The organism is Halomonas sp. LMYGS-3 (assembly GCF_059509875.1).
The window spans coordinates 131,811-154,501 of sequence record NZ_JCAKFQ010000003.1; the positions used below are offsets into that span (position 1 = coordinate 131,811).

Sequence of the window (22,691 nt, forward strand, 5' to 3'; positions counted from 1 at the left end):
CGCTTTTCTTCGGCTAAGGTTATTACCATCAAGGTTCACGGCGACCCTCCCGGCTGCACCCTGGCACCGGCTCAGCCGGCGCGCAGCTGGCGGCTGCGGAAGCGGGCATAGCCCATGCATCCGGTGAACAGTGCCAACGACACCAGCGCCTCGAGCAGGCCGCGCAGCCCCTGCCCCGGCAGGGTGGCGACCATCACCCCCTGGGTGAAGTAGAGCAGGCTGACGAAGGCCAGCCAGGCATGCCCCCGCGGACGGCGGCCGATGATCGACGGCAGGAAGAGCAGTAGCGGCAGCACGAAGGCGACCAGCGGCCCGAGATGTCCCGCTTCGCTCTGTACGGCGACCCCCCGGTAGAGCATCAGCAGCAGCAGCAGGGCATAGCTGAACAGGACCAACCGACGGGAGCGCTCGGTGAGCGCGTCGATACCGTGCCGGGCCTCGAGCCCTTCGAGCCATTGCCTCATGAGGCCTCCCGACGCATGGTGTCCAGGGCCAGGGTCAGCCTGGCGAGCCGCTTGCCCTGGGCCCGTACCAGATGACGCTCGTGGTCGTCGAGCGGCCGATCGCTGCGCTTGCCGGCCAGATGGCTCGCCCCGTAGGGAGTGCCACCGCTGGTGGTGTCCATCACCTCGGTTTCGCTGTAGGGCAGGCCGGCATAGACCATGCCATGGTGCAGCAGCGGCAGCAGCATCGAGATGAGGGTGGTCTCCTGGCCGCCGTGCAGGCTGGAGGTGGAGGTGAAGGCGCTGGCCGGCTTGTCTACCAGGGCGCCCCCCAGCCACAGCTCGCTGGTGGTATCGATGAAGTGCTTGAGCGGCGCGGCCATGTTGCCGAACCGGGTCGGGCTGCCGATGGCCAGGCCGGCACAGTGGCGCAGGTCGTCGAGGCTGACGTAGACGGCCCCCTCGGCGGGGATCTCCGGATCCACGGCCTCGCAGGTAGGGGAGACCGGCGGCACGGTGCGCAGCCGGGCCTCGATGCCGCGGCACGACTCGACGCCGGCGGCGAGTTGTTCGGCCATGGCGCGAGTGGCGCCGTGGCGGGAGTAGTAGAGGATCAGTACATAGGGCAGGGAGGCGCTCATCGGGGCTCCGGAAAGTGATCGGGCGAGGCAGCGTTGAAGCAGGCTCCTGGGTCAATCGGCGTCGAGCAGCGCCAGGACGTCTTCCGGCGGTCGGCCGATCACCGCGAGCCGGCCGTCGTCGGCGATGGGACGTTCCAGCAATCGCGGGTGGGCGACGAGGGCGCCGATCACCTGTTCCTGATCCTGCAGGTCGACGTCAAGCGACTTCCACTCCGCTTCCCGGGTGCGCACCAGGGCCTCGCCGTCGGCGTCGAGCCGCGACATCAACTCGCGCAGCTCGGCCTCGTCGAGGGGGTCGTCGAGATAGCGACGCACCTTGACATCGATGCTTCGCTCCTCAAGCAGGGCGAGCGCCTGGCGAGACTTGGAACAGCGCGGGTTGTGGTAGAGCGTGATGGTGGTCATGCGGACTCCTTGGTCCCGGCGGTGAGGGAAGGGCCAGTGATTAAGGGAAAGGCGGCGGCTATTGTAGAAGGCGGCTTGGCCAGGTCACAACCGCGCGTCCGACGTCGCTGCCTCGGGCAGGCGGCGATAGACCCATACCTCGCGGCCATCGGTGAGCTCCAGGGCGACCCGTTCGTAGCGGAGTCCCAGACGCTCGTAGCGGTCGAGCCGGGCGAGTTCGGAGGCGCTCACCTCGATCACTTCGCCCTGGACCCGCTCGCCGGGCGCCTCGGCGAGATCGAGTCCCTGCCGGCGGAAGCCTTCCAGCACCGCGGATTGCGACTCGCCCCTGCGCCCGATGACCACCCAGCGCACCAGGCCCGAGCGCAGGGTGCCGTAGACGAACACTTCATGGGGGCCCTCGGCGATGGGAGCCAGATCCTCGGGCGGGTCGTAGCCGAAGGGGCTGAGCAGGGTCAGCCACAACCAGCCCGCCACGGCGAGGGGCAGACCGAACAGGGTCAACAGCAGGAGGCGCAGTCGTGTCATGGTCGCTCCGGGCCCGCGGGGAGATGCTCCCATCCTGCCATGGTCGGGTGGCGCTGTCCGGCTTAAGCCGCCCGACAGGCTCTGCTAGGATGGGGATTCCCATGACGATCGGGAGGTGGCCCATGACGCAGTCGGCACGCGATGATCTGGACTTCAGGGCCCTGATGGGTGATGTGCGTCCTCTCGAACGGGAGCGCAACCGTGCGGATCCCGGCCGTTCCACGCACGGCCCCAGCGAGGCCCAGCTCGCCCGGCGGGAGAGTGCCGCCGCCGAGCCGGCGGGGCGCAATTTCCTCTCCGACGATTTCGTCGACCTGGTGCCCCCCTTCGACCCGCTCGAGTACCGCCGCGACGGCATCCAACAGGGGGTGGTGGACCGCCTGCGCCACGGCGGCTACGCCGCCCAGGCACGCCTGCACCTGCTGCGCCGCCCGCTCGAGGAGTGTCGCCGGGTGCTGCCGCCCTTCATCCAGGAGGCCCATGCCCACGACCTGCGCTCGCTATTGATCATCCATGGCCGCGGCCGCGAGATCGACAGCGCGCCCAACGTGCTGCGCTCCTATCTCGCCAAGTGGCTGGCGCAGTTCGAGGAGGTCCAGGCCTATGCCTCGGCGGACCGGGCCGACGGCGGCCTCGGCGCGACCTGGGTGATGCTGCGCAAGAGCGAACGCGCCAGGGCGGCCAACCGCGAGCACCAGCAGAAGCGACGGGGCCGATCCGCCTCGTAAACGCGAACGGCCCGGCAGTCGCTGCCGGGCCGTTCGCGTTCGCGCGGGCACTCGAATCAGGCGTGGCCGTTCTCGCGCAGGCGGCGCTCGAAGAGGGCCTCCGACTGGTCCACCGCCGGCTGGTAACTGACGCTGAAGGCACCGAGGGCGCGCAGGGCGTCGTCGAGGTGCTGGTCCTCGCGCAGCGCCAGGGCGTCGAAGCCGCAGCGGGTCATGTAGAACAGCTGGTCGACCAGGACGTCACCGATGGCTCGCACTTCGCCGCCGTAGCCGTGGCGCTCCCGCAGTAGCCGAGCCAGGGTATAGCCGCGACCGTCGGTGAAGGCGGGGAAGTCGATGGCGACCAGCGGCGCCTTGACCAGTTCGGCGGCCAGCTCGGCGGTCAGCTCGGTGTCGCTGGCCAGCCAAGGGGCCAGGCTCGGGTCGTCGCGATGGGCCTGCCACAGTGCCAGGGGCACGATCACCGGGCGACGGGCCGGCAGGGCCTCCTCGATGCGCGACAGTGCCCACTCGTCCTGCTCCGGCTGCCCCATCTTGATCAGGGTGCGGGCGTGTTCCAGATGTTGATCAGGCATAGACCCGCTCCTTGAACGGCTTCAGGCCGATTCGGCGATAGGTGTCGAGGAAACGCTCGTCATCGAAGCGCTGCTCCACGTAGACCTTGAGCACCTTGTCGATCACCTCGGGCACGTCCTCGCGGAAGAAGGAGGGGCCGAGGATCTTGCCCAGCGAGGCGTCGTCGCTGGCGTTGCCGCCGAGCGAGATCTGGTAGTACTCCTCGCCCTTCTTGTCGACGCCGAGGATGCCGATATGGCCGACGTGGTGGTGACCGCAGGCGTTCATGCATCCGGAGATGTTGAGGTCCAGCGGCCCCAGGTCGTAGAGGAAGTCGAGGTCCTCGAAGCGCTCCTGGAGCGCCTGGGCGATGGGAATCGACACCGCGTTGGCCAGGCCGCAGTAGTCGCCGCCGGGGCAGCAGATGATGTCGTTGAGGGTGCCCACCGTGGGGTTGGCCATGCCCAGCGCCTCGAGCTCGCGCCACAGGGTCTCGATCTCGTCCACCGGCACGTCGGAGAGCACCAGGTTCTGCTCGTGGGTGACCCGCATCTCGCCGAAGCTGAAGCGGTCGGCGAGGTCGGCAACGGCTTCCATCTGGTCGGCGGTGACGTCGCCCGGGGCGTGCTCGCGACGCTTGAGCGACAGGGTGACCGCCTTGTAGCCCGGCACCTTGTGGTCGGTGACGTTGTTGGTGACGAAGCGCGAGAAGGCGCGGTTCTCGGCGCGCAATCGCTCGAAGTCGGCAACTGCGGCCTCGGCGACCGGGCGCCGCTCGGGTTCGGGGAAGTGGGCGCGGGCGGCCTCCACCGCGGCCGGCGTGAGGGTCTGGGGGCCATCCTTGAGGTGGGCCCACTCGGCCTCGACGCGACGGCGGAACTCCTCGATGCCCAGCGCCTTGACCAGGATCTTGATGCGCGCCTTGAACTTGTTGTCGCGGCGGCCGAACTGGTTGTAGACCCGCACGCAGGCTTCCAGGTAGGTGAGCAGGTGCTGCCAGGGCAGGTCCTCGCGCACCACGTCGCCGATCATCGGCGTGCGACCCAGGCCTCCGCCGGCGAGCACCTTCACCTTCAGCTCGCCCCGATCGTCGTGCCACAAACGCACACCGATGTCGTGGACCTGGATGGCGGCACGGTCCTCGGCGGCGCCGGAGACCGCGATCTTGAACTTGCGCGGCAGGAAGGCGAATTCCGGGTGGAGGGTCGACCACTGGCGGATCAGCTCGCACCAGGGGCGCGGATCCTCCACCTCGTCGCCGGCGATGCCGGCGAACTGGTCACTGGTGGTGTTGCGGATGCAGTTGCCGCTGGTCTGGATGGCATGCATCTGCACCTCGGCGAGCTCGCCGAGGATGTCCGGCACGTCCTCCAGCGCCGGCCAGTTGAGCTGCAGGTTCTGGCGGGTGGTGAAGTGCGCATAGCCGCGGTCGTAGCGGCGCGTGATGGTGGCCAGACGCCTGAGCTGGTGGCTGCCGAGCATGCCATAGGGGATGGCGATGCGCAGCATGGGCGCATGCTTCTGGATATAGAGGCCGTTCTGCAGGCGCAGCGGGCGGAACTCTTCCTCCCCGAGACGGCCGGCCAGATGACGTTCCATCTGGTCGCGGAACTGGGCGACGCGCTCATCCACGAGGGTCTGGTCGTAGGTGTCGTACCGGTACATTCAGGCGTGTCCTGCTGGTCGGTGCGGGTGAAGGAATAGGTAGAAGCACCATACTCCTCTTGCTATATTCTATGAAAGAATAAATGATCATAGAATTCGAGTTAAGAGTTATTACAGCGGGGTCAGACCGGTAGTTGCAACCAGCGCCGCCGCTGCCAGATCAAGGCGAACCAGGCCGAGTTGAGGCAGCGATAGCCCAGTTGCACCCACCAGATGCCGAGCAAGCCATGCTCCAGCACCACGCCGACCCACCACGCCAGCGGCAGGAACACCAGCCACTGCATGGTCAGGGTCGCCGTCATCACCAGGCGGTTGGCGCCGGCGCCGAGCAGCGCCTGGGCCAGGACCAGGGCGGCGGCATCGAGCACGATCATGGCCGCGGTCAGCTGCAGCGGCAACCGGCCCAGCGCGATCAGCGCCGGGTCGTGCAGGAAGAGCCCCAGTACCGCGTCGGGGAAGAGTGCCATGGGTAGGGCCAGCGCCGCCAGGCAGGGCCAGGCCAGGTGGACCACCTCCCAGCCCCAGCGATGGGCGTCCCGGGGGGCCTGCCGCCCCAGCGCCTGGCCCACCAGGCTCATCGCCGCCATCCCCAGGCCCACGCCGGGCAGGATCAGCAGCAGCGACAGGTTCACCAGCACGTGGCCCACCGCCACGCTGGGCGTGCCGACGCGTCCGAGCATCCAGAACAGCATGGCATAGCCGGCGGCGAACCAGAATTGCTGGAAAGAGTGGGGGGTGGCCAGGCGCAGGGTGGTGAACACGGTCAGCCGGCGCGGCAGGCCGGCCAGGAAACCGCTGGGGGTGGCGTGACGGGCGCTGAGCAGGGTCCAGATCGCCAGGCCAACATAGAGCGAAAGGGCGGTGCCGGCGCCGGCGCCGGCGGCACCCATCGCTGGCAGACCGAAGTGACCGAAGATCAGGCCGATGCTCGCGACCACGTTGACCAGGTGCATGAACAGGATGATGCGCAGGTAGATGCCGGTCTGCTGGATGCCATTCCAGTAGCCGCGGAAGCAGAAGATCATCGCCACGGGTACCAGCGAGACCACACGCCAGCGGAAATACTCGACCGCCACGGCAGTGACCGCCGGGTCCTGGTTGATCAGGGTCAGCAGGCGGGGCGCCTGCCACAGGCAGAGCAGCGCCAGCGGGCCGGCAACCGCCAGGGCGATCAGCAGGCCGGCGTTGAGTGCCAACGCCCGCTGCCCCCAGTCCTCCTCACCGTGGCGACGGGCGGTCTGGGCCTGCACCCCGGAGGAGAGCCCGAAGACCATGGCGGTGATCAGGAACATGGCGTAGCCGCCGATGCCGACCCCGGCCAGGGGCACTTCGCCCAGCGACCCCACCAGGGCCGCATCGATCAGGTTGAGCAGGCTCTGGGAGAGCATGCCGGCGATGATCGGCAGGGCGAGGCGCAGAATCGTCTGGCGGCGGGTGGTCTCGGGCAGCATCCGTCTTCCGGTCGGTGGTGATACCGGGCCGCGCGGTGCGGGCCCGGCACCTGGCTCAGGCGGGATCGTAGGAGAGCACCGGCGAGAGCCAGCGCTCGAGCTCCTCGAGCGTCATGCCCTTGCGTTCGGCCAGCACTTCCACCTGGTCGCGGGTGATCTTGCCCGTCGAGAAGTACTTCGATTGCGGGTGCGAGAAGTACCAGCCGGAGACCGCCGCCGCCGGCCACATGGCGAAGTTTTCGGTGAGCTCGAGGCCGCTGTTGGCCTCGGCCTCGAGCAGCCGGAACAGCGTGGCCTTCTCGGTATGGTCCGGGCAGGCCGGGTACCCCGGCGCCGGGCGGATGCCCTGGTACTTCTCGGCGATCAGCGACTCGTTGTCGAGCGACTCCTCGGGCACATAGCCCCAGAACTCCTTGCGCACCCGTTCGTGAAGGCGCTCGGCGAAGGCCTCGGCCAGGCGATCGGCCAGGGCCTGGACCAGGATGGCATTGTAGTCGTCGCCGGCGGCCTCGTAGGCCTTGCTGAGCGCCTCGACGCCGTGGCCGGCGGTGACCGCGAAGCCGCCGATCCAGTCGGGCTTGCCGCTCTCCTTCGGGGCGATGAAGTCGGCCAGGCTATGGCAGACGCCGTCACGGTTCTTGGTGGTCTGCTGGCGGATATGGTAGAGCCGCTCGACCACCTCGGTACGCGACTCGTCGGCGTAGACCTCGATGACATCGTCGTCGACGCTGTTGGCCGGCCACAGGCCGATCACGCCGCGGGCCTGGATGCGCTTCTCGTCGATCAGCTTGCGCAGCATCGCCTGGGCGTCCTGGAACAGGCTGCGTGCCGCCTCGCCGACCACGGCGTCGTCGAGGATCTTCGGGTATTTGCCGGCGAGCTGCCAGCTCATGAAGAAGGGCGTCCAGTCGATGCGCTCGACCAGCTCGTCGAGGTCGTAGTCGTCGAAGGCCATGAGGCCGGTGACGGCCGGGTGGGGCGGGGTGTAGTTCACCCAGTCGATAGCCGGCTTGCGGGCCCGGGCCTCGGCGTAGCTGAGATCGGCGGCCTTGGGGCGGCGCCTGGCATTGCGCTCGCGTACCGTCTCGTACTCGGCACGGATCTCGGCCACATAGGCCTCCTTGAGCCCCGGCGAGAGCAGCTTGCCGGCCACCCCCACGGCCCGCGAGGCATCGGTGACGTAGATCACCGGGTGCTCGTAGCCGGGTTCGATCTTGACCGCAGTGTGGGCCTTGGAGGTGGTGGCGCCGCCGATCAGCAACGGCAGCGAGAAGCCCTGGCGCTGCATCTCCTTGGCGACGTGGACCATCTCGTCGAGCGAGGGCGTGATCAGCCCGGAGAGCCCGATGATGTCGGCGTTGACCTCGCGCGCCGTCTGCAGGATCTTCTCGGCGGGTACCATGACGCCGAGGTCGATCACCTCGTAGTTGTTGCACTGCAGGACCACGCCGACGATGTTCTTGCCGATGTCGTGGACGTCGCCCTTGACCGTGGCCATGACGATCTTGCCCTTGGCTTGAGTGTCCTCGCTCTTCTCGGCCTCGATGTAAGGAATGAGATAGGCCACCGCCTGCTTCATGACCCGCGCCGACTTGACCACCTGGGGCAGGAACATCTTGCCGGCGCCGAACAGGTCGCCGACCACGTTCATGCCGTCCATCAGCGGCCCCTCGATCACCTCGATGGGGCGGTCGGCGCGTTGGCGGGCGAGCTCGGTGTCCTCCTCGATGAAGGCGGTGATGCCCTTGACCAGGGCGTGCTCGATACGCTTCTCGACCTCCCAGCTGCGCCACTCGAGGTCCTCCTTCTTGGCCGCGCCGTTACCGTCACCCTTGTACTTGTCGGCCAGGTCCACCAGGCGCTCGGTGGAGTCGCTGCGGCGGTTGAGCACCACGTCCTCCACCGCCTCGCGCAGTTCGGTGGGCAGGTCGTCGTAGACGGCGAGCTGGCCGGCGTTGACGATGCCCATGGTCAGGCCGGCGCGGATGGCGTGGTAGAGGAAGACCGAATGGATCGCCTCGCGCACCGGGTTGTTGCCGCGGAACGAGAACGACACGTTGGAGACGCCGCCGGAGACCAGGGCGTGGGGCAGATGCTCGCGGATCCAGCGGGTCGCCTCGATGAAGTCGACGGCGTAGTTGTCGTGCTCCTCGATGCCGGTGGCGATGGCGAAGATGTTGGGGTCGAAGATGATGTCTTCCGGCGGGAAGTCGAGCTCGTCGACGAGGATGCGGTAGGCGCGCTCGCAGATCTCGGTCTTGCGGGCGAAGGTGTCGGCCTGACCGACCTCGTCGAAGGCCATCACCACCACGGCGGCACCGTGCCGCCGGCACACGGTGGCCTGCTCGCGGAAGGCGTCCTCGCCCTCCTTCATCGAGATCGAGTTGACCACCGCCTTGCCCTGCACGCACTTGAGCCCGGCCTCGATGATCTCCCACTTGGAGGAGTCGATCATGATCGGCACCCGGGCGATGTCGGGCTCGCCGGCGATCAGGTTGAGGAAGCGTACCATGGCCTCCTCGGACTCGAGCATGCCCTCGTCCATGTTGATGTCGATGAGCTGGGCGCCGTTCTCGACCTGCTCCAGGGCCACCTCGAGGGCGGTGGTGAAGTCCTCGTCGACGATCAGCCGCTTGAAGCGTGCCGAACCGGTGACGTTGGTGCGCTCGCCGACGTTGACGAACAGCGAGTCGGGGCCGATGTTGAAGGGCTCGAGCCCCGACAGGCGGCAGGCGCGGGAGCGTTCGGGAACCGGGCGCGGGGCCAGGCCCTGGATCGCCCGATGGATCGCCGCGATATGCTCGGGGGTGGAGCCGCAACACCCCCCGATGATGTTGACCAGGCCGCTCTCGGCAAACTCGGCGACGATGGCGGCCATCTCCTCGGGCGTCTGGTCGTACTCGCCGAACTCGTTGGGCAGGCCGGCATTGGGGTGGGCCGAGACGAAGGTGTCGGCCTTGGTCGCGAGCTCCTCGACGTAGGGACGCAGCTCCTCGGCGCCCAGGGCGCAGTTGAGGCCGATCGAGAGCGGCCGGGCGTGGCGCACCGAGTTCCAGAAGGCCTCGGTGGTCTGGCCCGACAGGGTGCGACCGGAGGCATCGGTGATGGTCCCGGAGATCATCACCGGCAGTCGTTCGCCGCGCGCCTCGAACAGCTCCTCGAGGGCGTAGATCGCCGCCTTGGCGTTGAGGGTGTCGAAGATGGTCTCGATCAGGATCAGGTCCGCGCCGCCCTCGATGAGGGCTGCGGCGGCCTCGAGATAGTTCTCGCGGAGCTCGTCGAAGGTGACGTTGCGCTTGGCCGGGTCGTTGACGTCCGGTGACAGCGAGGCGGTGCGTGAGGTCGGCCCCAGCACCCCGGCCACGTAGCGCGGCACCCCCGTCTCGGCGGCCACGGCGTCGCATACCGCCCGGGCCAGACGCGCCGACTCGCGATTGAGCTCGGCGACCAGGTCTTCCATGCCGTAGTCGGACTGGGAGAGGCGGGTGCTGTTGAAGGTGTTGGTCTCGACGATGTCGGCCCCGGCCTCCAGGTACTCGCGGTGGATGCGGGTCACCAGATCGGGGCAGGTCAGCGCCAGCAGGTCGTTGTTGCCCTTGAGGTCGCTCGGCCAGTCGGCAAACCGCTCGCCGCGGAAGTCGGCTTCCTCGAGGCTGGCGTTCTGCAGCATGGTCCCCATGCCCCCGTCGAGCATCAGGATGCGCCGGGAGAGGCTGTCGGTGAGCGTGGCAGTCAGGGCGGTGGGAACGGCGGCCATGGGTCGGGTCGATCTCCAGCGAAGTCACGGGTAGCCGGCCGCGTGGGCGCCTCTAGGCGTCTTCTTGGGCGGGCCGAGTCGGCCCGTATGTTAACAAATGCGGCGCCGCGAGGGCAGGGCCGATCAAAAGCCGACCAAAATGGTCGGGATTGTCTCGCAGGCCGGTTTTGCTTACCATGAAGGATATGTCACTTACGGCCTGCCCGACTGGGCAGCGGCCCGACCAGCGAGAACACCATGAGCGATAGCATCCAGATCACCGACAGCGCCCAGGACTACCTTGCCGAGCTGCTCGAGAAGCAGAACGTCGAGGGCATTGCCGTGCGTATCTTCATCACCCAGCCGGGTACCCCCTACGCCGAGACCTGCCTCGCCTACTGCCGTCCCGGCGAGGAAGAGCCCAGCGACGAGCGTCTCGAGCTGGAGAAGATCGCCGTCTATCTCGACAAGCACAGCCTCCCGTTCCTCGAGGAGGCGGTGGTCGACTTCAACGCCGACCGCATGGGCGGTCAGCTGACCATCAAGGCGCCCAATGCCAAGATGCCCAAGGTCAACGCCGACAGCCCGCTGGAGGATCGCGTCAACTACATCCTCTATAGCGAGATCAACCCGGGGCTCGCCGCCCACGGCGGCGAGATCAAGCTAGTCGAGCTCACCGAGGAGCAGGTAGCGGTGCTGGCCTTCGGCGGCGGCTGCCAGGGCTGTGCCGCGGTGGACCTGACCCTCAAGCAGGGGGTCGAGCGAACCCTGCTGGAGCGCATCCCGGAGCTGGCCGGCATCCGCGACGTGACCGACCATACCGACACGACAAACGCCTACTACCGCTAGGAAACCCTGAGTTACTGCTGCGCTCGATATCCTGGTCGCCGGCGGTGCTCGCTGTCCTCATGTAGTGAACTACACTCCGGCAGCTGTGCTCCGGCGGCGACCAGCCTCTCTTCGCTCGCGACGTAACTCAGCGCTTCCTTATTCTTTGATTTTTCGCGTTCTTATCGGTCCTCTGAAGGCTCCGCACCGGCGGGGCCTTCGGCGTTTTCGGGCCTGGCTTCCTCGGTCCGCGCGGTCACCGGAGTCTGCCAGAGGCAGCGATGGAGCTGTTCCTCGAGATTGCGCAGGCGCCGCGCCTGCTCCTCCAGCAGCCGCTTCTGCTCGTCGATGCGTGCCTGTAGCAGCGCCTGTTCGTGGCGCAGGGTGCCGGCCTGCTCCTCGGCCCGGGCGCGGCTCCACTCGACCTCGCGGTAGCGCTTCTCCTCCTCGGCGATTCTGCCATGCGCCTCCTGCAGCTGCTGCTGCAGGCGCTCGAGCCGCGACTCCAGCTGTCGTTCGCGGGCGGCATGGGCCTTCTCCGCCGCCTGGCGCTCCTGGCGCGCCTCGTCGAGCAACGACATCAGGCGGGCTTCGGCGCTCTCGTGACGCTGTTCCTCCTGGACCAGGCGGTCGCGGTGCTGGGCTTCACGTTCCGTCAGGGCCTGCTGATGGTCGCGGGCCTGGCGCTCCTTCTCCGCCTGCAGGTGTGCCAGCTGCTCCGCGAGCTGTGCGGCCCGGGTCGCGTGGCGCGCCTGCTGCTCCGCCAGCGCCTCCCGCTCGGCTTCGCCTCGGGCCAGGGCCGCGCTGCGCTCCTCCAGTCGTCGCTCGGTGCTGGCCAGGTGGGTGGCCAGGGCCGCCTCGCGCTGCTCGGCATCTTCCGCCTGACGTCGCGACTCGGCCACGGCCTCCCGCGCCTCTCCGGCACGGCGGTCGGCTTCCTCGCGGTAGTGGGCGAGGGCCTCGTTGGCCGCCTCCTGGGCCTTCTGCCACAGCGCCTCGGCCAGTTCCTGCAGGGCGGCCGGCATGCCGCGGGGCGGTGGCACATCGCGGTTCTCCTCGCGACGGGCGCGCCACTCGCGCAGATGCTCGCTGATGGTGGTGAAGCTGCCGGTGCCCAGGACCTCGCGCACCTTCTGCACGCTGGGCGCCTCGCCCCGGGCCAGCAGGTCATCGATCGCCCGCTGCACATCCTCGTACTGCACGCCGCTGCGCGCCATCGCCTTCTCCTCGCTGGTCGTTCTGCCGCCCGTCCCCGGGCCTGGCCCGAGGCCAGGATAGCGTGCCCCGCGGGGGAAGGGAAGGTTATTACATATTACATATAACGTAATATACGTTATTGGAGTGGCGAAGAAATCAAGATTACGCGGCTTATCTTGATTATTGATTACCTGTACCGGACAATACGCCCGCAGATGATCGGTCGCTCGGAAGGCCAGCGAGAAGGAGCGAGCAAGGGATAACGCGGGGGCGAGAGGGAGGCGATGGTTCACACGGACAGAGAGGGAGAAGAGGCCGAGCGTGACGACGGGGAAGGGCGGTTACGGGGGGCCGGGAATACGGGTGGCCCACTTGACGGCCCGGTGACCCGGATGCCGCAGGTGACCCGACCCGCTGGCCTCCGTGTCGACGCCGGCAGCGACGCCGAGGCCGTGGCGCTGTGGCTGGCCGAGTATCGGGCAAGCCCGCAGACCCGTCGCGCCTACCGCCGTGAGGCCGAACGCTTGCTGCTGTGGCTGACCGGGCAGGGCAGGGGGCTCGGCGATCTCCGGCGCGATGACCTCGACGCCTTCGAGGCCTTTCTCGCCGACCCCCGGCCGCGCGAGCAGTGGGTCGGGCCGTCGCGCCCCCGACACAGCCCCCAGTGGCGTCCCTTCCGTGGCCCGCTGTCGCCGGCGAGCCGCCGCCAGAGCCTGGTGATCCTGCAGGGGCTCTTCGCCTGGCTGGTCGAGGCCGGCTGGGTGGCCCACAACCCGTTCCGGCTGATGCGCGACAAGCGGCGACGGCTCGACAACCGCCAGGGCGGCATCGAGCGCTATCTGGAGCGGCCCCTGTGGGCGTGGTTGTGGGCGTGGCTGAATCGGCTGCCGGAGGAGGGCGTCTCGCGGCGCCAGCGCTTCGAGGCCGAGCGTCGGCGGCTGGTGTTCGGCTTCGCCTACCTGCTCGCGCCGCGGATCGGCGAGATGAGTGCGGCGCGCATGGGCGACTTCGTGCGCCGGGAAGGGCGCTGGTGGTGGCGGGTGGTGGGCAAGGGTGACAAGGCGGCGCGCATCCCGGTGCCGCCGGACATGCTCGTACTGCTCGCGACGTGGCGCGCCCACCTGGGGCTTGCCCCGCAGCCGGCAGCGGACGACGATGGCCCGTTGCTGCGCGCCCTGGACGGCGAGCGCGGCCTCGGCGACAACCGGCTCTACCGGTTGATCCGCGAGACCTTCCGCGACGCCGCCGATGCCCTGGAAGCGGAGCGCGGCGAAGCGGGCCGCGCCGAGGTCGAGCGCCTGCGCCACGCCACGCCGCACTGGCTTCGCCATACGGCGTTGACCCACCAGGCCCAGGCCGGGGTGGAGCTTCGTTACCTGGCCAGCACCGCACGCCATGCGCGGCTCGATACGACGGCCCGCTACCTCCACGCCGAGGACGAGGAGTGGCATCGCCAGCAGTCGGCCCATGGCCTGGCGCCCTCGCCGGATCGTGATGGCCGCCGCGACGCGTTATAATGGGGGCACCCCCTTGAAGGAGACATCATGAGTTCCGAGTTCACCACCGAGCAGGCCCAGCAGGAGCTGCAGGACGAGTTCGAGATGTTCGACAACTGGATGGATCGCTACCAGTACATCATCGACATGGGCAAGCAGCTGCCCGATTTCCCCGACGAGTGGAAGACGCCCGAGCGGAAGATCCAGGGCTGCCAGTCGAACGTCTGGATCCACCATCGTCACGACGACGGCGTCATCCATTTCGACGCCGTCTCCGACGCCGCCATCGTCTCCGGATTGATCGCCGTGCTGCTGCGCATCTACAACGATCGCCCGGCGCCCGAGATCCGCGCCACCAGCCCGCACTTCCTCAAGGACCTGGGGCTCGACAAGCACCTCTCGCCGACCCGCAGCAACGGCCTGCACAGCATGCTGGCACGCATCTACGAGGTGGCGGAGCAGGCAGCGGCCTGACCGCCCGCGGCCGGGCGCCACGCAGTGCTGTCATAATCATTTTTTTACGCTAGCCTGTCATTCTAATCATTTTTGCAGCGAGATAATCGTTTTGATGACTCAGGCGGGCGATGAAATCGGCTATGGCTGGCTAGCGGCTCACTATGGCGTGACGGCGACGCAGCCCTTTGCGGTCGAGAGTCGCATCGGGCGCGCCCGCCATACTCATGAATTCGACGGCCGCCGCCATGAGGTCTATCTCGAGGCCATGCGGCCGGCGAATACGCTGGGCGCCCACCTGACCTTCGCCTTGAAGCATGAAGGCATTCACCTCGAGTTTCTGGCGCGCCTCTTCCGTACTCTCCCGTCGACGGCTCTGGCGGAATGGATTCGCACGGAGCCGACCGGCCAGTATGCGCGACGCACCGGCTTCCTGTACGAGTGGCTGACCGGCGAGCGCCTGGAGGTCGAGGGGGTCGGAGGCAACTACCGTGATGCGCTTAACGCCAACCAGTACGTCACGGCGGCCACCCCGAGACGCAATCGACGCTGGCGCATCAATGACAACCTGCCGGGCACCCCGGACTATTGCCCCCTGGTGCGTCGCACGCCGCACGTCGAGGCGGCAGAGGAGTACGATATCCGGAAGCAGCTGGCGACCATGGAAGGCGAGTTCGGCGCCGATATCCTGCGACGTAGCGCCGTGTGGCTGACCATCAAGGAGAGCCGGGCCAGTTTCGTGATCGAGCACGAGGGCGGCCATCAGGGGCGCATTCAGCGCTTCGCCGCAGCCATGGAGGCGTATTGCGGGCAACTCGACGACCCGCTCGATGCCGGGGCGCTGAGCGACCTGCAGGCGGCCATCCTGGGGACCGCGACGATTCGCCCTGGCCTGCGTCGGTCACCGGTATTCGTCGGCAGCCGCTCCGTCGATCAGGGGGCGGTGGTGCATTATGTCTGCCCGCACTGGGAGTGGGTGCCGGACATGCTGGAGGGCCTGCGACGCTTCCTCGAGACCACCGATCCCGCGCTGGCGCTGGCCCGGGCGGCGGTGGCCAGCTTCGGCTTCGTCTTCATACATCCGCTGGCCGATGGCAATGGGCGAGTCTCGCGCTTCCTGGTCAATGACCTGCTGCGTCGTGACGGTGTCGTTCCCGAGCCCTTCATCCTGCCCGTCTCGGCGGCCATCACCTCATCGTCGATCAGACGCGTCGAATATGACCGGGTGCTGGAGCGCTATTCACGCCCCTTGATGCTGAAATACCGGGAGGCGGTCGATTTTCTGCGTGAGCGCCGGCGCTATCCCGACGGTGTCGAGTCGGACTTTGCCTTCGCCGCCTACCGGGATGCCGCGCCGAGCTGGCGCTATCCCGATCTGACCGAGCAGGTGGAGTACCTGGCCGAGATCATTCGCTACACCCTGGAGCATGAGATGCATCACCAGGCCGCCGTGCAGCGTGCCTGGTACTGCACGCGTGAGGCGATCAAGGACTGGATCGAGGGGCCCGACGATCATATCGACCGCATCATTCGTGCCATCCGCCAGCATGGCCGAGTCAGCGGCAAGCTGGCGAGGGAGTTTGCGGCACTGGAGGACGACAATCTGGCACGCCGCCTGGAAGCACTGGTGGCGGAGGGGTTCGCCGATGTGGGGGACAGGGCCTGAGACAGAGCGTGAGCCAGGGCATGAGGCGATCGGTCAGCGTCCGCGGGAGGCCTCCCGGTGCGACGGCGAGGCGCGGCAGCAGAAGGTCTCGTCCAGCTCGTCGTCCTCGCGACACAGTTGCTCGCTGGGCCCGCCCGGGACCGGGTCGATGCCGCCGTCGCTGCCGGGATGACAGCGCACGATCCGCCTGGCCGAAAGCCAGCCCCCCTTGAACGGCCCGTGCACCCGGATCGCCTCCACCGTGTAGTGGGAACAGCTCGGCCAGAAGCGGCAGCGGGGGCCGAGCAGGGGGCTGAGCGTGAACTGGTAGACCGTCACCAGGCCGATCACGATCCGTCCCAGGCCCCGGGCCAGCAGGCATCCGGCGCGGCGGAGAAGGGCGGCCGGGCGGGACATGGGCGGCTCAGCCCTGCTGCCCGGAGCGGCCGTAGAGGGTGGCCGGGTCGATCAGCGGCGCACTGGTGATGCGCGCCCGGTCGGCCTCCAGCGCCACGTAGAAGCAGCTGCGCCGGCCGGTATGGCAGGCGGGTCCGGTCTGGTCGACCTGCAGCAGCAGGGTATCGCCGTCGCAGTCCAGCGCCGCCCGCCTGAGATGCTGCCGCTGGCCGGAGGATTCGCCCTTGCGCCACAGCCGGCCCCGGGAGCGGGACCAGTAGCAGACCCGCCCGGTTGCCAGCGTCTCCTCGAGTGCCTCACGGTTCATCCAGGCCATCATCAGCACCTCACCGCTATCGTGCTGCTGGGCGATGACGGGGATCAGTCCCTCGGCGCTGAAGCGGACCGAGGCGAGAATCTCGTCCAGCGAGTGCTGGCTGTCGACGCTGGCCTGCTCGAGGCGCTTGAAGGTGTCACTCATGCGGGCTCCTGTGCGCGAAGGGAAGGGCGCTCACTGCTCGCCGGCGGCGGCCTGGAGGCAGGCCTCGCAACGGCCGAGCAGCTCGATGGTCTGGCGGTCGACACGAAATCCCAGGTCCCGGGCGCGCCGTACCAGTTGGGCATTGACGTCATCCAGGTGGAGTTCCTCGACGCGGCCGCAATGGCGGCAGATCAGCAGCTGGAAGCCGTGGGCATGCTCGGGACAGGGGCAGGCCACGTAGGCGTTGAGCGACTCGATGCGATGCACCAGTCCCTGGTCGATGAGGAACTCGAGGGCCCGGTAGATGGTCGGCGGCCGTGCCGCGGCGTGCTCCGTCGCCAGTCTGTCGAGCAGATCATAGGCCTTGAGGCCGCCGGGGGAGTCGGCGATCAGTTCCAGCACGCGACGGCGGATCGGCGTGAAGCGAACGCCGTGGCGCAGGCATTGCCTTTCGGCCTGATGCATCAGGGCACGGGAGTCGGTCATGGCGGCCATGGGGTGGCTGAGTGGAATGCCATATTCTACGCGCCGGGCGTTGCGGGAGCCAGTCGACGCCCTCAACCCACGGCCACGGCGGGGAGTTCCGGTTCGCTCTCGCGTAGTTCGCTCTGCCGGGCGAAGTGCTGCTGGGCGAAGTCCACCCGCTGCTCGGGGGAGCTGCCATCCGACTGCTGCTCGATCAGGTCGAGTCGTGGCCGGAGCCCTTCGCCGTTGGCCATCTGAATGGCCAGCCCGGGGCGGGCATTGAGCTCCAGCAGCATGGGGCCACGATTCCGGTCGAGGACCATATCGGTCCCGAGATACCCGAGCCCGGTCATCTCGTAGCAACCGGCGGCCATCAACAGCAGGGTACGCCAGCCGGGGATACGCAGGCTGACCAGCTCGTGGCCGGTATCGGGATGGTCGTGACGGGTGCGATCGAACTGCACGCTGCGGATGGCGGTACCGCTGGCGATGTCGAGCCCCACGCCGACCGCGCCCTGGTGCAGGTTGGCCTTGCCGTCGGAGGCCGCCGTGGAAAGGCGCATCATGGCCATGACCGGGTATCCGCGGAAGACGATCACCCGGATGTCCGGCACCCCTTCATAGGTGTACTCGGAGAGGCTCTCGTCGAAGTTGATCAGCGCCTCGACTACCGCCACGTCGGGAGAGCCCCCCAGGGAGTAAAGCCCCGAGAGGATATTGGAGACATGGCGCTCGACATCCTCGAGGGCCAGCTGGGCACCGCTCGGCTTGGTGTAGACGCCGCCGGCGCTCTGCTCGATGACCAGGATGCCCTTGCCGCCGCTGCCCTTGGCCGGCTTGATGACGAAGCCGTGGTGGCCCTCGAGCATGTCGCGCAGATGCTTGACACCGAACTGGGTGGTCACGGTACCGATCAGCGCCGGGGTGGTGATGCCATGCGCCTGGGCCAGCAGCTTGGTCTTGAGCTTGTCGTCCACCAGCGGATAGAGGCGCCGGGCGTTGTAGCGGCCGATGTAGCGGATGTTGCGCCGGTTCATGCCGATGATGCCCTTCGCGCGGAGCTTGTTGGGAGTCGTCCACATGGGGCTCAATCCTCGGTGACGGGCTTGAAGCGGCGCAGCTCCAGCAACCGGTAGCCGGTGTAGTTGCCGAGCAGCAGGATCAGTGCCATCAGTATCAGCTGGACCCCCAGGAAATTGAAGGTGATGTGACGGATCCAGGGATTGTTCATGGCCAGGTAGGCGAGCACCGCAGTGAGCAGGCTGCCACCTCCCTGGATCAGCACCTCCTTGGGACCCTCTTCCTCCCACAGGATCGACATCCGCTCGATGGTCCAGGAGAGGATGATCATCGGGAAGAAGGTGATGGTCAGGCCGGCATTGAGTCCGAAGCGGTAGGAGAGTACCGAGAACAGCGAGATGATGGCGATCACCGTGATGATCACCGCCGTCACCCGCGCCACCAGCAGGAGGTTCAGGTACGACAGGTAGCTCCGGATGACCAGGCCCACGGCGACGATCAGCAGGAAGCCGATCAGTCCCGTGATCAGGGTGGTCTGGATGAAGGCCAGGGCAATCAGCACGGGCATGAAGGTACCCGAGGTCTTGATGCCGACCAGCACCCTCAGGAGCACGACCACCAGGGCGCCGATGGGGATCAACAGGATGGTCTGGAACAGTGCCTGCTCCTCGAGCGGCAGGCTATGGATCGAGAAGTTGAGCAGGGTGTCGTCGGCCAGCTCGTTGCGTACCGCGGCGGCGGCCGGCTGGTTGTGGGTGAGCATCGAGAAGGTGACCCGGGAATTGGTCGCCCCCTGGACCTCCAGCACCGCCTGGCCGGCGGACTCCCAGAGCAGCAGGTTGTCGGGACGCCCCTGGGCCCCGGTGGCCGGGTTGAACAGCGCCCAGCGCTCGTCGTCGAAGACCTGCACCCAGGAGGTCAGGCTCTGGCGCCGCCGGCCATCCTCGAGCACCAGGCCGCTGACCTCGCGGGCCGGAATGCCGGCCTGGTTGAGCAGCCGCACCAGCAGGGGGCTGCGCTCGAACTGGGTCAACAGCAGGCGCGCGTTCTCGCCCTGGCGTTCGTCGCCGAAATCACGAATCAGCTCGCGGGCGAAGGTGAAGGCATCGGCACTGCGCCCCCAGGCACGCTCGATCACCTGGGCCGCGGCGGTGTCGTAGGGACGCTCCCAGACGATATCGCGACGCAGGGGAGGCGGTTCGACGGTGGGCGTACGAGCCCCCGGCGCGACCAGCAGCTGTGCCGTGTAGTAGAGCTGCTGACTGCCGGCCGCATCGCGGATCGACCACTGGGCGCGCCGGCCGCGCTCATCCTCGAGGAATGCCAGGCCATAGCCCGGGGAGGCGGTGTTCTCGGTCAGCAGCCGAAAGCCCTGCTGGTTGGACGGCAGGGCCATGTCGACCATGACCGGGCCGCCCTGGGCAGTGAAATTGACCAGCGCCTCGACCTCCCAGACCTGGCGCTGCTCGCCGGGCGTCCAGGGAACTTCGAGTTGCACGTGCCGATGCACGCTCATGGCGACACCGGCCACCAGCAACAGGCCGACGATCAGATAGAAGGGCAGTCGTGACATGGGTCATCCTTGGAAGGGTGGAGCGTCGGGCCAACCGACGCTTCAGGCTTCTTCGTCATCTCGATCCCCGACCTCGTCGAGCTCGGCTTCCTCTGCCGGACGCCCGCCGGGAAACTCAGGTCGTTCATGCAGATAGCTTTCCGCTACATCGATCACCGCGATATCCATCAGGAAGCGCCGCCCCAGCAGCACGGGGTAATTGAGGTGCGAGCGGTCGTTGAGGGTGAACTCCACCGTTTCGCGAAGCGGCCCCAGGGTCATCAACAGGCCGACCACCGGCCGGGACGTCTGGCCAGCCGCCTGGAGGACTCGGACGCGGCGTTCCACCGGGGCCTCGATCCACTCGTCGCGGATACCCTCCACCGCCACGTCATCCTCGCTCAGGCCGAGCTTGAAGCGTACCCAGTCCTCGCCGTCGCGCTCGAAGCGCGTGATGTCGGTGGCCGACAGCGAGGACGTGTTGGCCCCGGAGTCGACCCGCGCCTTGAGGTAGGTGCCGACGTCCGGCAGCCCGATCCATTCACTGCGACCGACCACGGCCTTGTTGGCGAGCCCGAGCTCGTCGGCGACACACTCGCGGGACACCACGACCGGTTCGCCGTCGGTGCGTTCCAGCCGCTCGATGTCGGCACGCAGGTAGCGCAGCATGCTGCCGATGTCACGTACCTCGGTATCCAGCAGTTCCTGACGCTGGAGCTGTGCGGCCAGCAGCGCCTGCTGTCCGTCACAGCGCGCGGCCATGTCGGCCTCCAGGCGGTCGATGCGCATGGCGAACTCGTCGGGGGTCAGCGTCGGTTCCGGCGCGGGGTCGGGGTTGTCGCCCGACAGGGCGCAGCCGGTCAACAGCAAGACGAGGGGCAGTGCTCCGATGGTCAGCAGGCGGTGTCGCATGTGGTGAAGGGGATCCTGTAGGTGGTGGCGTGATGATAAGGAGTCGCCGGCTGCCTTGTCCAACGCCGTATGCCGGGCCGTCGAGGTTGAGTTGACCCCGGGCGGGGACGTGGCTATCGATCATTTAACATAATATACATTATGCGAACCCATGGATCGGATTCCGGACCGGGCGAATTCCCACGAATGTCTTGACGATGACAGCACATTCGCCGACAGATGCGGCGACGCCCCGATCCGTCAGGTTCGGGGCGTCTCGGACGTCACGCAGAAGCTCCGCCTCAGAGCGGCGTCTGATCATCGGCCTCGCCGGCCGGTGCATAGGAGCCATCCTCGCGATGCACCTCGTGGCCGGTCAGGCCCGGAGTGAAGACACACGCCAGGTGCATGGTCTTGCTGGCACGCAGCAGGTGCTCGTCATGCTGGTCGAGGATATAGATGTCGCCCGGCTTGATCGGCCAGATCTTGCCGTCGGCCAGGGTCTCCACTTCCCCTTCGCCCTCGATGCAGTAGACCGCCTCGAAGTGGTGCTTGTAGTGGATGTGGGTCTCGGTGCCTTCGTAGATACGCGTGATGTGGAAGGAACAGTTGCCGCCATCGTCGGCCAGTGACAGGCGTGTGCTGTCCCAGTTGCCGTTCTCGGCCTTGACCAGCCGGTCGCTCTGGCGCGCTTCCTCGAGATTGCGAACGATCATGGGGGAACTCCGATGTGCAGGGTGTCGATGACAGACCGGTCGCCCGGACCGGTCGATGACCGGGCCGCCGCGCGATCGGCGGACGGCCCTTCAGCCTGTCAGCTCAGCGCCTGCTTGACGCTGGCCTCGAGGATGTCCAGGCCTTCCAGCAGGTCCTCGTCGGTAATGGTCAGCGGGCAGAGACACTTGACCACCTCGCCGTCCTGGCCGCTGGTCTCGATCACCAGGCCATTCTCGAAGGCCTTGGCGGTGATCCTGTCGGCGATGACGCCGCTGCCGACGTCGATGCCGCGCATCAGCCCGCGGCCGCGCTCGGACGCCTCGATGCCCCGCTCGTTGAGCCAGGCGGCGATCTGCTGGAAGCGGTCGGCGACCACCCTGCCCTTGCGCTGGACGTCACGCTCGAAGGTGTCGTCGCTCCAGTAGTGGCGCAGGGTCGCGGCGGCGCTGGTGAAGGCCAGGTTGAAGCCGCGGAAGGTGCCGTTGTATTGCCCCGGCTTCCACTTGTCGAGCTCCGGGCGCATCAGCACGTGGGCGAACGGCAACCCAAAGCCGGAGAGCGATTTGGAATTGGTGACGATATCGGGCGTGACGCCGGCATGCTCGAAGCTGAAGAACTTGCCGGTGCGGCCGCAGCCGGCCTGGATATCGTCGATGATCAGCAGGATATCGTGGGCGCGGCAGATGCCTTCCAGGCGCTTGAGCCACTCGATGCCGGAGACGTTGATGCCGCCCTCCCCCTGCACCGTCTCGACCAGCACGGCGGCCGGGACGTCGAGGCCACCGGACTTGTCGCCGAGCAACTTCTCGAAATAGTCCAGGGTGTCGGTGTGCTCGCCCAGGTAGCCGTCATAGGGCAGGAAAGAGGCACCCTGGGTGGGAATGCCGCCGGTGGCCTCGCGGAACTTGCGGTTGCCGGTGGTGGCCAGCGCGCCCATGGTCACGCCATGGAAACCGTTGGTGAAGGTGACGATGTTGTGACGTCCCTTGGCCACGCGGGCCAGGCGGATGGCCGCCTCGACGGCGTTGGTGCCGGTCGGCCCCGGGAAGTGCACCTTGTACTCCAGGCCGCGCGGCTTGAGGATCAGTTCCTCGAGAGCTTCGAGGTAATCGCGCTTGGCGGCGGTCCAGAAGTCCAGGCCATGAACGATGCCGTCGCTGGCCAGGTAGTCGAGCAGCGCCTGCTTGATCTTCGGATTGTTGTGGCCGTAGTTCAGGGTGCCGGCACCGGCGAGGAAGTCGATGTACTCGCGGCCTTCCTCATCGGTGAGGCGCGCATTCAGGGCCTTGGTGAACACCACCGGAAAGGAGCGGGAATAGGTCCGGACGTCGGATTCCATGCGTTCGAGGGTCTGGGTCTGCATGTGGCGAGCTCCTTGGAAAAGATGAGTTCGAGAGA

General features: G+C 67.5%; 22 protein-coding genes. 5 read left to right on the forward strand and 17 right to left on the reverse strand.

Annotated elements, in window-relative coordinates:
- Nucleotides 1-71: 71 nt before the first annotated feature.
- The 4 genes from AC5W54_RS04200 to AC5W54_RS04215 all read right to left on the reverse strand — a co-directional run bounded on the left by AC5W54_RS04200 (nt 72) and on the right by AC5W54_RS04215 (nt 2,017).
- Nucleotides 72-464, reverse strand: a complete 393-nt coding sequence (locus AC5W54_RS04200; protein WP_495960814.1) for a DUF2069 domain-containing protein — start codon at nt 462-464, stop codon at nt 72-74.
- Entirely contained in the window at nt 461-1,084 is a 624-nt protein-coding gene (wrbA, locus tag AC5W54_RS04205; RefSeq protein ID WP_495960815.1) for an NAD(P)H:quinone oxidoreductase, read from the reverse strand. Before wrbA ends, AC5W54_RS04200 begins: the two co-directional genes overlap by 4 nt.
- A gap of 51 nt (nt 1,085-1,135) precedes the next feature.
- Nucleotides 1,136-1,489: an arsenate reductase (glutaredoxin) gene (gene arsC, locus AC5W54_RS04210; RefSeq protein ID WP_495960816.1), complete on the reverse strand. Its 354-nt coding sequence runs from the start codon at nt 1,487-1,489 to the stop codon at nt 1,136-1,138.
- A gap of 84 nt (nt 1,490-1,573) precedes the next feature.
- Nucleotides 1,574-2,017, reverse strand: coding sequence for a gamma-glutamylcyclotransferase family protein (locus tag AC5W54_RS04215; protein ID WP_495960817.1), 444 nt, complete (start codon nt 2,015-2,017; stop codon nt 1,574-1,576).
- 122 nt (nt 2,018-2,139) lie between these two features.
- Between AC5W54_RS04215 and smrA the strand changes: the two genes are divergently transcribed.
- On the forward strand, nt 2,140-2,745 hold the full coding sequence (gene smrA / locus AC5W54_RS04220; protein ID WP_495960818.1) for a DNA endonuclease SmrA: 606 nt from the start codon (nt 2,140-2,142) through the stop codon (nt 2,743-2,745).
- 56 nt (nt 2,746-2,801) lie between these two features.
- On the opposite strand, the gene AC5W54_RS04225 is transcribed toward smrA, so the two are convergent.
- The 4 genes from AC5W54_RS04225 to metH form a co-directional block, all read right to left on the reverse strand.
- On the reverse strand, nt 2,802-3,320 hold the full coding sequence (locus AC5W54_RS04225; protein WP_495960819.1) for a DUF934 domain-containing protein: 519 nt from the start codon (nt 3,318-3,320) through the stop codon (nt 2,802-2,804).
- Entirely contained in the window at nt 3,313-4,965 is a 1,653-nt protein-coding gene (locus AC5W54_RS04230; protein WP_495960820.1) for a nitrite/sulfite reductase, read from the reverse strand. The genes AC5W54_RS04225 and AC5W54_RS04230 overlap by 8 nt, the downstream gene beginning before the upstream one ends.
- Nucleotides 4,966-5,087: 122 nt before the next feature.
- On the reverse strand, nt 5,088-6,416 hold the full coding sequence (locus tag AC5W54_RS04235; protein ID WP_495960821.1) for an MATE family efflux transporter: 1,329 nt from the start codon (nt 6,414-6,416) through the stop codon (nt 5,088-5,090).
- Nucleotides 6,417-6,471: 55 nt separating this feature from the next.
- On the reverse strand, nt 6,472-10,173 hold the full coding sequence (metH, locus tag AC5W54_RS04240) for a methionine synthase (RefSeq protein WP_495960822.1): 3,702 nt from the start codon (nt 10,171-10,173) through the stop codon (nt 6,472-6,474).
- Nucleotides 10,174-10,410: 237 nt separating this feature from the next.
- Between metH and nfuA the strand changes: the two genes are divergently transcribed.
- Nucleotides 10,411-11,001 carry a Fe-S biogenesis protein NfuA gene (nfuA, locus tag AC5W54_RS04245; protein ID WP_495960823.1) on the forward strand — a complete coding sequence of 197 codons (591 nt, stop codon included), beginning with the start codon at nt 10,411-10,413 and terminating at the stop codon, nt 10,999-11,001.
- 161 nt (nt 11,002-11,162) lie between these two features.
- Here the strand turns inward: nfuA and AC5W54_RS04250 are convergent, their stop codons facing one another.
- Nucleotides 11,163-12,197 (reverse strand): DNA-binding protein, encoded by a 1,035-nt coding sequence (locus AC5W54_RS04250; protein WP_495960824.1) that lies wholly within the window; start codon nt 12,195-12,197, stop codon nt 11,163-11,165.
- Nucleotides 12,198-12,569: 372 nt separating this feature from the next.
- Here AC5W54_RS04250 and AC5W54_RS04255 point away from each other — a divergent pair, with 372 nt between their 5' ends.
- From AC5W54_RS04255 to AC5W54_RS04265, 3 genes are all read left to right on the forward strand, one after another.
- Complete coding sequence (locus tag AC5W54_RS04255) at nt 12,570-13,694, forward strand: tyrosine-type recombinase/integrase (RefSeq protein WP_495960825.1); 1,125 nt, start codon at nt 12,570-12,572, stop codon at nt 13,692-13,694.
- A 27-nt stretch (nt 13,695-13,721) separates the two neighbouring features.
- On the forward strand, nt 13,722-14,147 hold the full coding sequence (locus tag AC5W54_RS04260; RefSeq protein WP_495960826.1) for a SufE family protein: 426 nt from the start codon (nt 13,722-13,724) through the stop codon (nt 14,145-14,147).
- Nucleotides 14,148-14,241: 94 nt separating this feature from the next.
- Nucleotides 14,242-15,792, forward strand: coding sequence for a Fic family protein (locus AC5W54_RS04265; protein ID WP_495960941.1), 1,551 nt, complete (start codon nt 14,242-14,244; stop codon nt 15,790-15,792).
- A 33-nt stretch (nt 15,793-15,825) separates the two neighbouring features.
- Here the strand turns inward: AC5W54_RS04265 and yidD are convergent, their stop codons facing one another.
- The 8 genes from yidD to ectB form a co-directional block, all read right to left on the reverse strand.
- Entirely contained in the window at nt 15,826-16,188 is a 363-nt protein-coding gene (gene yidD, locus AC5W54_RS04270; protein WP_495960827.1) for a membrane protein insertion efficiency factor YidD, read from the reverse strand.
- Nucleotides 16,189-16,195: 7 nt separating this feature from the next.
- Nucleotides 16,196-16,648 (reverse strand): phosphoribosyl-AMP cyclohydrolase, encoded by a 453-nt coding sequence (hisI, locus tag AC5W54_RS04275; protein WP_495960828.1) that lies wholly within the window; start codon nt 16,646-16,648, stop codon nt 16,196-16,198.
- Between the two features lie 30 nt (nt 16,649-16,678).
- Nucleotides 16,679-17,134 carry a Fur family transcriptional regulator gene (locus tag AC5W54_RS04280; protein ID WP_495960829.1) on the reverse strand — a complete coding sequence of 152 codons (456 nt, stop codon included), beginning with the start codon at nt 17,132-17,134 and terminating at the stop codon, nt 16,679-16,681.
- A gap of 71 nt (nt 17,135-17,205) precedes the next feature.
- Nucleotides 17,206-18,195: an alpha-L-glutamate ligase-like protein gene (locus AC5W54_RS04285; protein WP_495960830.1), complete on the reverse strand. Its 990-nt coding sequence runs from the start codon at nt 18,193-18,195 to the stop codon at nt 17,206-17,208.
- A 5-nt stretch (nt 18,196-18,200) separates the two neighbouring features.
- Nucleotides 18,201-19,706: a UUP1 family membrane protein gene (locus AC5W54_RS04290; RefSeq protein WP_495960831.1), complete on the reverse strand. Its 1,506-nt coding sequence runs from the start codon at nt 19,704-19,706 to the stop codon at nt 18,201-18,203.
- 42 nt (nt 19,707-19,748) lie between these two features.
- A complete protein-coding gene (locus tag AC5W54_RS04295; RefSeq protein ID WP_495960832.1) occupies nt 19,749-20,597 on the reverse strand; it encodes an ATP-dependent zinc protease family protein in 849 nt (282 codons plus the stop codon).
- Nucleotides 20,598-20,878: 281 nt separating this feature from the next.
- Entirely contained in the window at nt 20,879-21,292 is a 414-nt protein-coding gene (locus tag AC5W54_RS04300; protein ID WP_495960833.1) for an ectoine synthase, read from the reverse strand.
- Between the two features lie 98 nt (nt 21,293-21,390).
- Entirely contained in the window at nt 21,391-22,656 is a 1,266-nt protein-coding gene (gene ectB, locus AC5W54_RS04305) for a diaminobutyrate--2-oxoglutarate transaminase (protein ID WP_495960834.1), read from the reverse strand.
- Between the last annotated feature and the right edge of the window lie 35 nt (nt 22,657-22,691).